The organism is Streptomyces torulosus, assembly GCF_001419765.1.
Taxonomy (GTDB): Bacteria; Actinomycetota; Actinomycetes; order Streptomycetales; family Streptomycetaceae; genus Streptomyces; species Streptomyces torulosus.
In genome coordinates this window covers 1-7,962 of sequence record NZ_LIRK01000529.1, presented here as the reverse complement: position 1 = coordinate 7,962, position 7,962 = coordinate 1, and the positions used below count along the sequence as shown (strand labels likewise).

Here is a 7,962-nt window from a genome sequence, read left to right as displayed (position 1 = left end):
CCCGCGACCCCTTCGCCTCCGCCCAGGCCGCCCTCGACGGCGTCATCGCCTCCTCCATGGCCGCCGACGCCCTCAGCGCCATCCGCGGCGACCAGCTGCCCCTGGTGATGCTCGACAGCGACCCCCGGGGCAGCCACGGAGCCGTCACCGTCAACCTCGACATCGGGGACGGCGCACGACAGGTCGCCGACCACCTCCTCGCCCTGGGCCACCGCCACTTCCTGCACCTCGCCGCCGACGTCCCCTCCTGGACCTTCGAGGTACGCGCGCAGGAACTCACCGCACGGGTCGCCGCGGTCGCCGGGACCACCCTGCGGACGGTAGCCGCGCCCATCTCCATCGAGGGCGCCCTGGCCGCCACGGAGGCCGCGCTCACCGGGCCCGACGGCCCCCGGCCCACCGCAGTCGTCTGCGACGACGACAAACTCGCCGCCGGCGCCTACAAGGCCCTGCGCCGCCTCGGACTCCGGGTCCCCGACGACATCTCCGTCACCGGCGTCGACGACCTCGGCCTCGCCACCGCTCTCGACCCCGAACTCACGACCGTACGCCTCGACGCCGAAACCTTCGGGGAACGCGGCATGGCCGCCCTCCTGGCGGTCCTGGAGGGCCGCACGCCCCAGGAGGGAGACATCCCCGTGGAACTCGTCGTACGGGGCTCCACGGCCCGCGCAGGGGCCTGAATACGCCATCCAGGTGAGCGGCGACCACCCACCAACGCCGCGCGCCCCGGCCATGATCGGCCGGGGCGCACTACGGGCGGGCTACCGCTGGACTCCGGCCTACTCCTCCTCGGAGCTCTCGGCCTCCGTGGACGCGCCGTCCGTCTCCAGGAGACGGGCCAGCTGACGGCCGACGATGCGCTTGAACTTGCGCTGCTGCGGACGCGTACGGTCCAGGACCGCCACCTCCAGCCGCTCGGCGGGGATCTCCCGCTGCGTGCCGTTGGTGTCCCGCGACAGCGCCTGGACCGCCAGCTTCAGGGCCTCCGCCAAGGACATACCGTCCTGGTGACGCTGGTCCAGATAGCTGCTGATCTGCTCGGCGTTACCACCCACCGCGACCGAACCGTGCTCGTCGACGATCGAGCCGTCGTGCGGCAGACGGTAGATCTGATCGCCCTCGGGCGTCTCCCCCACCTCGGCCACGACCAGCTCCACCTCGTACGGCTTCTCGGCCGCCGAGGAGAAGATCGTGCCCAGCGTCTGGGCGTAGACGTTCGCGAGACCGCGAGCGGTCACATCGTCACGGTCGTAGGTGTACCCCCGCAGGTCGGCGTAGCGCACACCACCGATCCGCAGGTTCTCGTACTCGTTGTACTTGCCGGCGGCCGCGAAACCGATCCGGTCGTAGATCTCGCTGAACTTGTGCAGCGCACGGGACGGGTTCTCGCCGACGAACACGATGCCGTCGGCATACTGCAGCACGACCAGGCTGCGGCCACGGGCGATGCCCTTGCGGGCGTACTCCGCCCGGTCGGCCATGGCCTGCTGGGGTGAGACATAGAACGGCGTCGACACCGGTTATCCGTCCCTTTCTGTCGAAGTCACTGGATCACCTTGATAAGAGGGCCGTCTGCGCCGGACCGGCTAGAGCAGCGCGGCCCGCGGACCGTCGGGCTGCTCCAGGCGCCGCTCCAGGATCGAGCGGGCGATCCCGGAGGACTCCTCGTCGGTGAGTCGACGGAAGCCGCCCTCGGTGATCACGGTGACGATCGGGTAGATCCGGCGTGCGACATCGGGACCACCGGTCGCCGAGTCGTCGTCAGCCGCGTCGTACAGAGCCTGCACCACGAGCGTGGTGGCCTGCTCCTCGGTCAGATCCTCACGGAAGAGCTTCTTCATGGCACCGCGCGCGAAGATCGAGCCGGAACCCGTGGCCGCGTAACCGGTCTCCTCGGAACGGCCGCCCGTCACGTCGTAGGAGAAGATGCGGCCCTTCTCCCGGTCCACGTCGTAGCCCGCGAACAGCGGGACCACCGCCAGCCCCTGCATCGCCATGCCGAGATTGGAACGGATCATGGTCGACAGACGGTTCGCCTTGCCCTCCAGGGAGAGCTGGGCCCCCTCGACCTTCTCGAAGTGCTCCAGCTCCAGCTGGAACAGCTTGACCATCTCCACGGCCAGACCGGCCGTACCGGCGATACCCACCGCCGAGTACTCGTCAGCGGGGAACACCTTCTCGATGTCCCGCTGCGCGATCATGTTCCCCATCGTGGCCCGTCGGTCACCGGCGAGCACCACACCGCCGGGGAACGTCACGGCCACGATCGTCGTGCCGTGCGGAGCCTCGATCACGCCCTGGGTCGGCGGCAGCTGCCGCTTGCCGGGCAGCAGCTCCGGCTGGTGCTCCGACAGGAAGTCCATGAAGGACGACGACCCAGGCGTCAGGAAGGCAGCTGGTAGACGCCCGGTGCTACGAGTGTTGGCTTCCACGAGGATCCTTCCAAGTAGGCGGCAGCCCGACGAACAGCGTCGGGATCATCTCCCAACTTGCCGATGGCCGAATTGCAGTTGAAGCACAGTACGCCTCGGACCTTACCCGTCTTGTGGCAGTGATCCACATGAACGGCCGGGGCTTTCAAACAGATCACGCAGAGCCCCATCTGGGATGCGATCATCTCGTCACGTTCGGCTTCGGTCATGCCGTAATGACGCTCAGATGGCCTGCACGACCCTCGATCGCCCGGCACGCCATGCACCGCGTCGAGAGGCCATCCGATGCTGTTCTGTTGCGATCCCATTGCGAGTGCGGCTTGATCTCTCCACAGCGCTGGCAGTACGTGTGCCCCTCAGGCGCAGCAACTCGCGGTCGTGGTTTTTTGCCACGCACATCTTGGCGCTGCCGGTAGTACGCCGCGGAGCATTCCCTGCAGTACGCCTGGAGACCGTCACGCATCGCCTCGTTGCTGGCGAAGGCCGCTCGCGGCCTGCACTCCTTACACCGCGAGCAGCGCTTCACATCTTCAGGCTCTCCCAACCCCTACCCCCGCCACCTTCGTCTCGAAGGTGAAATCACTCTCCACCCTTCTGAACGAAGGAGCGCACGAAGTCCTCGGCGTTTTCTTCGAGCACATCATCGATTTCGTCGAGCACTGAGTCGACGTCGTCGCTCAGCTTCTCGTGTCGTTCCTTGAGGTCCTCGCCGGCCTGCGCCTCGGGCGCCTGCTCCTCGACCTCTTCGGTGGAACGGGTGGCCTTCTGCTGTCCGCCGCCGGTGTCCTTGGTCGCCATAACCCTCACCCCGCTCAGTTCGCCCGACATGGTCGGCAGGTCGGCTTTCCTGCCGATCGGTCATGATCAGACCCTACAAGCCCGGTCTGACATTGGCCCCGTTGTTGCGACAACGTCCGGGAACCACCTCGATGATTCCCGGACAGCGCTGTTTCCACCCTGCCCGGCTGATCGGGTTCGAACCCTGGTTCAGCCGCCGGACAGGACCTTGACCAGGTCTTCTGCCGTGCGGCAGCGGTCCAGGAGCTCCTTGACGTGATTTCGCGTTCCGCGAAGGGGTTCGAGGGTTGGAACCCGCTGGAGCGAATCCCGGCCCGGAAGATCGAAGATCACGGAGTCCCAGGAGGCGGCCGCGACGTCGTCGGCGTACTGCTCCAGGCAGCGGCCGCGGAAGTACGCGCGGGTGTCCTCCGGCGGCTTCGTACGGGCCCGCTCGACCTCCGTCTCGTCGAGGAGCCGCTTCATCTTGCCGCGGGCCACGAGGCGGTTGTACAGGCCCTTGTCGGCCCGTACGTCGGCGTACTGGAGGTCGACCAGGTGCAGCCGGGCGGCGTCCCAGTCGAGGCCGTCACGGCGCCGGTAGCCCTCCATGAGTTCCCGCTTGGCGACCCAGTCGAGCTCTCCGGAGAGGCTCATGGGGTCGTTCTCCAGGCGGTTCAGGGTGTCCTCCCAGCGGCTGAGGATGTCCTTGGTCTGGTCGTCGGCGTCCGCCCCGAACCGCTCCTCCACGTATTTGCGCGACAGCTCGTAGTACTCCATCTGGAGTTGCACGGCGGTCAGCGTGCGTCCGCTGCGGAGCGTGATGAGGCGTTGCAGCGTCGGGTCGTGGGAGACCTGGTGGAGGGTGCGTACGGGCTGGTCGACGGCAAGGTCGACGGCGATGAAGCCGTCCTCGATCATGGAGAGGACCAGGGCGGTGGTGCCCAGCTTCAGGTAGGTGGAGATCTCCGAGAGGTTCGCGTCGCCGATGATCACATGGAGGCGGCGGTACTTCTCGGCGTCCGCGTGGGGTTCGTCGCGGGTGTTGATGATGGGGCGCTTGAGGGTCGTCTCCAGGCCGACCTCGACCTCGAAGTAGTCGGCGCGCTGGCTGAGCTGGAAGCCGTGTTCGTGGCCGTCCTGGCCGATGCCGACGCGTCCGGCGCCGGCGAAGACCTGGCGGGAGACGAAGAACGGCGTGAGGTGGCGCACGATGTCCGAGAAGGGGGTCTCCCGCTTCATCAGGTAGTTCTCGTGCGTGCCGTAGGAGGCGCCCTTGTTGTCGGTGTTGTTCTTGTAGAGGTGGATCGGCTGTGCGCCGGGGAGCTGGGCCGCCCGTTCGGCGGCTTCGGCCATGATCCGTTCGCCGGCCTTGTCCCAGAGGACGGCGTCCCGGGGGTTGGTGACCTCGGGGGCGCTGTATTCGGGGTGTGCGTGGTCGACGTAGAGGCGTGCGCCGTTGGTGAGGATGACGTTGGCCAGGCCGATGTCCTCGTCGGTGAGCTGGCTGGAGTCGGCGGCCTCACGGGCGAGGTCGAAGCCTCGCGCGTCCCTCAGCGGGTTCTCCTCCTCGAAGTCCCAGCGGGCCCGGCGGGCCCGGTGCATCGCCGCGGCGTAGGCGTTGACGATCTGGGACGAGGTGAGCATGGCATTGGCATTGGGGTGGCCGGGGACGGAGATCCCGTACTCCGTCTCGATGCCCATTACTCGCCGTACGGTCATGCGGCCCTCCTTGCCCGGCGGCGTCCTCGGTCGGGGACGCTGCTCAAGTACCGCTGGCGCTCCGGTGCGTGTGCGGTGCCCGTCCCCGCACTGCGCGACTCGGCGGTACGAACGAGCCTAGAACGGCTTCGCGCTGGTGGGGAGATCATTTGCGTCATTGACTGCTCCAGCCGTGACCCGAAAAACAGTCGGCTGCGGGTACCCATGGAGGGCACCCGCAGCCGCCCTGTCTTTTACAGGTACTGTCCGGTGTTCGCCACCGTGTCGATGGAGCGTCCGGTGTCGGCACCCTGCTTTCCGGTGATCAGGGTACGGATGTAGACGATCCGTTCGCCCTTCTTTCCGGAGATTCGGGCCCAGTCGTCCGGGTTGGTGGTGTTGGGCAGGTCCTCGTTCTCCTTGAACTCGTCCACGCAGGCCTGGAGGAGGTGGGAGACGCGGAGGCCCTTCTGGTTCTTCTCGAGGAAGTCCTTGATCGCCATCTTCTTGGCGCGGCCGACGATGTTCTCGATCATGGCGCCGCTGTTGAAGTCCTTGAAGTAGAGGACTTCCTTGTCTCCGTTGGCGTAGGTGACTTCCAGGAAGCGGTTCTCCTCGGATTCGGCGTACATGTGTTCCACTGCCGTCTGGATCATGCTCTGGACGGTGGTGGCCTTGCTGCCGCCGTGCTCGCCGAGGTCGTCGGAGTGCAGCGGGAGGCGCTCGGTGAGGTACTTGCCGAAGATGTCCTTGGCGGCCTCGGCGTCGGGACGCTCGATCTTGATCTTCACGTCGAGTCGGCCGGGGCGCAGGATGGCGGGGTCGATCATGTCCTCGCGGTTGGAGGCGCCGATCACGACCACGTTCTGCAGGCCTTCCACGCCGTCGATCTCGGCGAGCAGCTGGGGGACGATGGTGTTCTCCACGTCCGAGCTGACTCCGGATCCGCGGGTGCGGAAGAGGGACTCCATTTCGTCGAAGAAGACGATGACGGGGGTGCCCTCGCTGGCCTTCTCCCTCGCACGCTGGAAGACGAGGCGGATCTGCCGCTCGGTCTCACCGACGTACTTGTTGAGGAGCTCGGGTCCCTTGATGTTGAGGAAGAAGCTCTTGCCTGCGGCCTGGCCGGTCACTTCGGCGACCTTCTTGGCCAGTGAGTTGGCCACGGCCTTGGCGATGAGCGTCTTGCCGCATCCGGGGGGCCCGTAGAGGAGGACGCCCTTGGGCGGCCTCAGCTCGTGCTCCTTGAAGAGGTCGGGGTAGAGGTACGGGAGCTCGACCGCGTCGCGGATGGCCTCGATCTGGCCGCCGAGGCCGCCGATCTGTTCGTAGCCGATGTCCGGGACCTCTTCGAGGACGAGTTCCTCGACCTCGCTCTTCGGGACGATCTCGTAGACATAGCCGGAGCGGGGTTCGAGCAGCAGGGCGTCGCCGGGGCGGATGGTGACGTCCAGCAGCGGCTCGGCGAGCCGTACCACCCGTTCCTCGTCGGTGTGCCCGAGCACCAGGGCGCGCTCGCCGTCCTCGAGGATCTCCTTGAGGGTGACGATGTCCCCGACGCGCTCGAACTCCATGGCTTCGACCACGTTGAGCGCTTCGTTGAGCATGACTTCCTGGCCGCGCCGGAGCTCTTCCAGGTCGACGCTCGGGCTGACGTTCACGCGGAGCTTTCGGCCTCCGGTGAAGATGTCGGCCGTGCCGTCCTCGTTCGCCGTGAGGAAGACACCGAAGCCGGCCGGGGGCTGTGCGAGCCGGTCGACTTCTTCCTTGAGGGCCACGATCTGGTCGCGGGCCTCACGGAGCGTGTTGGCGAGCCGCTCGTTCTGCGCGGACACGCCGGCCAGGTTGGTCTGCAGCTCGACGATCCGCTCTTCGAGAATCCTCGTGTGTCGCGGAGAGTCGGCGAGCTTGCGTCGCAGGACGGCGATCTCCTGCTCAAGGTAGGCAATCTGCCCGGCCGGGTCGTCGGACCCTCGTCCCGGGCGGATGCCGCGGTTCATGTCGTCGTCGTGGGCTGCCACGGTCCTCACCTCCTCCAAGGGGAGCTGGACGCTTCCAGACCCTACCTGGGTGGGTGTCGATTGAAACCCCTAGATCACAAAGACGGTCGGGGTGTGTCCGATCTTCACCCTTGCGCTCTCCCTCACGCCAGGGGAATACCCACGGAACATGATTGGGAAGCCGGTCCGGGTAGGGTCGAAGTGTTCAACACCCGTCAGGGCCTGCATGGTTCCCGACCGTGGCGAGAGGAATGGCAGGAGAGATGACCGTGCAACAGGAGTCCGGGACCGTGGGCGAGGCGCTCGAGGTCTGGATCGACCAGGACCTGTGCACCGGTGACGGTATTTGCGCGCAGTACGCGCCCGAGGTGTTCGAGCTGGACATCGACGGGCTGGCGTATGTGAAGAGCGTGGACGCCGAGTTGCTGCAGGCTCCTGGGGCGACGACGCCGGTTCCCCTGCCGCTTCTGACGGACGTGGTGGACTCGGCGAAGGAGTGTCCGGGTGAGTGCATCCACGTACGTCGGGTTTCGGACAGGGTCGAGGTGTACGGCCCGGACGCGGAGTGACCGGTCGGCCACTCCGCGCCATGCCGTGTCTGCTTTCTCACACCGGGTTTGCCGGGTGATCACATCCCGTTGGGCGGGATGTCACACGCTTTGGGTGCCTGCGGGTGTCGAGCGTACGAACGCCCCGTTCCGCCACTGCCATTCGACGTCGTCGGTGACGTCGGGACAGCAATTGGGCACGTTGCGCGAGGAGTAGCCGTGCAGGGTGGCCGTGACGGCTCCGTCACGGACGGCGAAGTCGGTGACGGTGTCGCGGTCCTTGGGGGCGACGAGGGTGGCCACGACGCGGGGCCGTGCGGCGTCGGTGGAGCGGGTGAGCACGTAGACGGCGTCGGGCGGGGTGCCCATGGCGGCGTCGCAGTGGACGACGGCCACGGTCTCGGGGCGGCGGTCACCGTCGAGGTCCCCGGATGCCTGCTCCTTGATGACGACGTCGACGGGGCCGCAGTCCAGGGGCAGGTCGACGTCGTCATCAAGGAG

At 67.0% G+C, this 7,962-nt stretch carries 8 protein-coding genes and 1 pseudogene; 2 read left to right on the top strand and 7 right to left on the bottom strand.

The features are described 5' to 3' along the window. Positions 1–683, top strand: a 683-nt coding sequence (locus tag AOK23_RS32140; protein WP_055716081.1) for a LacI family DNA-binding transcriptional regulator, incomplete at its 5' end; no start/stop codon positions are given. A gap of 99 nt (positions 684–782) precedes the next feature. On the opposite strand, the gene prcA is transcribed toward AOK23_RS32140, so the two are convergent. The 6 genes and pseudogenes from prcA to arc form a co-directional block, all read right to left on the bottom strand. Then, positions 783–1,520 carry a proteasome subunit alpha gene (gene prcA / locus AOK23_RS32135; RefSeq protein ID WP_055540797.1) on the bottom strand — a complete coding sequence of 246 codons (738 nt, stop codon included), beginning with the start codon at positions 1,518–1,520 and terminating at the stop codon, positions 783–785. Between the two features lie 69 nt (positions 1,521–1,589). Next, a complete protein-coding gene (gene prcB, locus AOK23_RS32130) occupies positions 1,590–2,435 on the bottom strand; it encodes a proteasome subunit beta (RefSeq protein ID WP_055716080.1) in 846 nt (281 codons plus the stop codon). Continuing rightward, positions 2,387–2,898, bottom strand: a pseudogene (locus AOK23_RS45865) (endonuclease VII domain-containing protein). The gene prcB and the pseudogene AOK23_RS45865 overlap by 49 nt, the downstream one beginning before the upstream one ends. A 116-nt stretch (positions 2,899–3,014) precedes the next feature. Then, positions 3,015–3,233 (bottom strand): ubiquitin-like protein Pup, encoded by a 219-nt coding sequence (locus AOK23_RS32125; RefSeq protein ID WP_055540795.1) that lies wholly within the window; start codon positions 3,231–3,233, stop codon positions 3,015–3,017. Between the two features lie 189 nt (positions 3,234–3,422). Beyond that, a complete protein-coding gene (gene dop / locus AOK23_RS32120; RefSeq protein ID WP_338056543.1) occupies positions 3,423–4,934 on the bottom strand; it encodes a depupylase/deamidase Dop in 1,512 nt (503 codons plus the stop codon). Between the two features lie 233 nt (positions 4,935–5,167). Further along, positions 5,168–6,934, bottom strand: coding sequence for a proteasome ATPase (gene arc, locus AOK23_RS32115; protein ID WP_055716078.1), 1,767 nt, complete (start codon positions 6,932–6,934; stop codon positions 5,168–5,170). 242 nt (positions 6,935–7,176) lie between these two features. Between arc and AOK23_RS32110 the strand changes: the two genes are divergently transcribed. Next, a complete protein-coding gene (locus AOK23_RS32110; RefSeq protein ID WP_055716077.1) occupies positions 7,177–7,482 on the top strand; it encodes a ferredoxin in 306 nt (101 codons plus the stop codon). A gap of 81 nt (positions 7,483–7,563) precedes the next feature. Here the strand turns inward: AOK23_RS32110 and AOK23_RS32105 are convergent. Next, the coding region (locus tag AOK23_RS32105; RefSeq protein ID WP_055716076.1) for a hypothetical protein at positions 7,564–7,962 on the bottom strand (399 nt) is incomplete at its 5' end.